2 tRNA genes and 2 rRNA genes (1 of these 4 cut by a window edge) are annotated in these 2,500 nt (G+C 50.1%); all 4 read left to right on the plus strand.

Annotated elements, in window-relative coordinates:
* The first annotated feature begins 292 nt into the window (after positions 1 to 292).
* Positions 293 to 1,781, plus strand: a 16S ribosomal RNA gene (locus tag QZ938_RS32615).
* Between the two features lie 113 nt (positions 1,782 to 1,894).
* A tRNA-Ile gene (locus QZ938_RS32620) sits at positions 1,895 to 1,968 on the plus strand.
* Positions 1,969 to 2,054: 86 nt separating this feature from the next.
* A tRNA-Ala gene (locus tag QZ938_RS32625) sits at positions 2,055 to 2,127 on the plus strand.
* A gap of 222 nt (positions 2,128 to 2,349) precedes the next feature.
* Positions 2,350 to 2,500: ribosomal RNA gene (locus QZ938_RS32630) — 23S ribosomal RNA — on the plus strand; it runs 2,753 nt beyond the window's last position.
* Together the 16S and 23S rRNA genes with 2 tRNA genes alongside form the textbook arrangement of a ribosomal RNA operon.

Here is a 2,500-nt window from a genome sequence, read left to right on the forward strand (position 1 = left end):
CAAAAATATTTTCGCAAAACGCTTGACAACCCCTTGCGAAATAAGTATATTAATAAAGCGCCAGAGAGAGAGCGGTTCACACCGCGAACTTAAGGCACAGAGAACTGAACCTAGAAAAAAGAATAGTTTGAAAGCTTAAAGCACTATTAACCTCGTCAAAAGAATGAAGGATAGAGAGTGAAAGCGAAAGCTGATACTCAATATCGCAAACAACGAGAAAAAAGTCAAGGGAAAAGGAAAACACGAGAGTGAAAGCCGAAGTAGATTGACTGTAAGCCAAAAAAAACAATCCAACACGGAGAGTTTGATCCTGGCTCAGGATGAACGCTGGCGGTCTGCTTAACACATGCAAGTCGAACGGAGTAGAAATACTTAGTGGCGGACGGGTGAGTAACGCGTGAGAATCTGGCTTCAGGACGGAGACAACAGTTGGAAACGACTGCTAACCCCCGATGTACCGAAAGGGAAAATATTTATAGCCTGAAGATGAGCTCGCGTCCGATTAGCTAGTTGGAGAGGTAAAAGCTCACCAAGGCGACGATCGGTAGCTGGTCTGAGAGGACGATCAGCCACACTGGGACTGAGACACGGCCCAGACTCCTACGGGAGGCAGCAGTGGGGAATTTTCCGCAATGGGCGAAAGCCTGACGGAGCAAGACCGCGTGGGGGAAGAAGGCTCTTGGGTTGTAAACCCCTTTTCTCTGGGAAGAACACAATGACGGTACCAGAGGAATCAGCATCGGCTAACTCCGTGCCAGCAGCCGCGGTAAGACGGAGGATGCAAGCGTTATCCGGAATGATTGGGCGTAAAGCGTCCGCAGGTGGCAGTTCAAGTCTGCTGTCAAAGACCGGGGCTTAACCTCGGAAAGGCAGTGGAAACTGAACAGCTAGAGTATGGTAGGGGCAAAGGGAATTCCTGGTGTAGCGGTGAAATGCGTAGAGATCAGGAAGAACATCGGTGGCGAAGGCGCTTTGCTGGACCATAACTGACACTCAGGGACGAAAGCTAGGGGAGCGAATGGGATTAGATACCCCAGTAGTCCTAGCCGTAAACGATGGATACTAGGTGTTGTCTGTATCGACCCGGACAGTGCCGTAGCTAACGCGTTAAGTATCCCGCCTGGGGAGTACGCACGCAAGTGTGAAACTCAAAGGAATTGACGGGGGCCCGCACAAGCGGTGGAGTATGTGGTTTAATTCGATGCAACGCGAAGAACCTTACCAGGACTTGACATGTCGCGAATCTTCTTGAAAGAGAAGAGTGCCTTCGGGAGCGCGAACACAGGTGGTGCATGGCTGTCGTCAGCTCGTGTCGTGAGATGTTGGGTTAAGTCCCGCAACGAGCGCAACCCTCGTGTTTAGTTGCCATCATTAAGTTGGGCACTCTAAACAGACTGCCGGTGACAAACCGGAGGAAGGTGGGGATGACGTCAAGTCAGCATGCCCCTTACGTCCTGGGCTACACACGTACTACAATGGTAGGGACAGAGGGCAGCCAACCCGCGAGGGCGAGCTAATCCCGTAAACCCTGCCTCAGTTCAGATTGCAGGCTGCAACTCGCCTGCATGAAGGCGGAATCGCTAGTAATCGCAGGTCAGCATACTGCGGTGAATCCGTTCCCGGGCCTTGTACACACCGCCCGTCACACCATGGAAGTTGGCCACGCCCGAAGTCATTACTCTAACCTTTCGAGGAGGAGGATGCCGAAGGCAGGGCTGATGACTGGGGTGAAGTCGTAACAAGGTAGCCGTACCGGAAGGTGTGGCTGGATCACCTCCTTTTAGGGAGACCATCTGAGAAACTACCGAACCTAAACAAGAGGTAGCAATCAGTATCCCTGGTCGTTCGAGAAATAGATGTCAAAGCTTTCAAACTATTAACTGGTTCGGGAAATGGGCTATTAGCTCAGTTGGTTAGAGCGCACCCCTGATAAGGGTGAGGTCCCTGGTTCAAATCCAGGATGGCCCACCTGGAAAAAAAGTAATGAATTTGAAGTAATGAGTCAGGAATAAAAATTCAGGATTCAGGGTCTAAAAAATCAGAACTTGCTTAGTGGGGGTATAGCTCAGTTGGTAGAGCGCCTGCCTTGCACGCAGGAAGTCAGCGGTTCGAGTCCGCTTACCTCCACTCTCACTAGCTATGTAGCTTAGCTAAGTATTAAAATACAACCAAAACCAAGAACAGCACAGAAATCAGCACCCAGACTCTTACAAGAAAGTCGGAATGCTGGAGTCTAGAACTCTAGTCAGAACCTTGAAAACTGCATAGAAATTAAGTCATCATCAAGCTTAGTAAGTAATCCGATGCGTCGGAAAAGCTTTTAAGCAGACCACCATCAAAGCAGAAAGTGGTCAAGTTACAAAGGGCTAACGGTGGATACCTAGGCACACAGAGGCGAAGAAGGACGTGGCGACCGACGATAAGCTCCGGGGAGCTGGAAGCAAGCATTGATCCGGAGATGTCCGAATGGGGCAACCCAGTAAGTACCAATTGAATACAT

Origin of the sequence: Microcoleus sp. CAWBG27 (assembly GCF_020883145.1) — a bacterium.
Taxonomy (GTDB): Bacteria; Cyanobacteriota; Cyanobacteriia; order Cyanobacteriales; family Microcoleaceae; genus Microcoleus.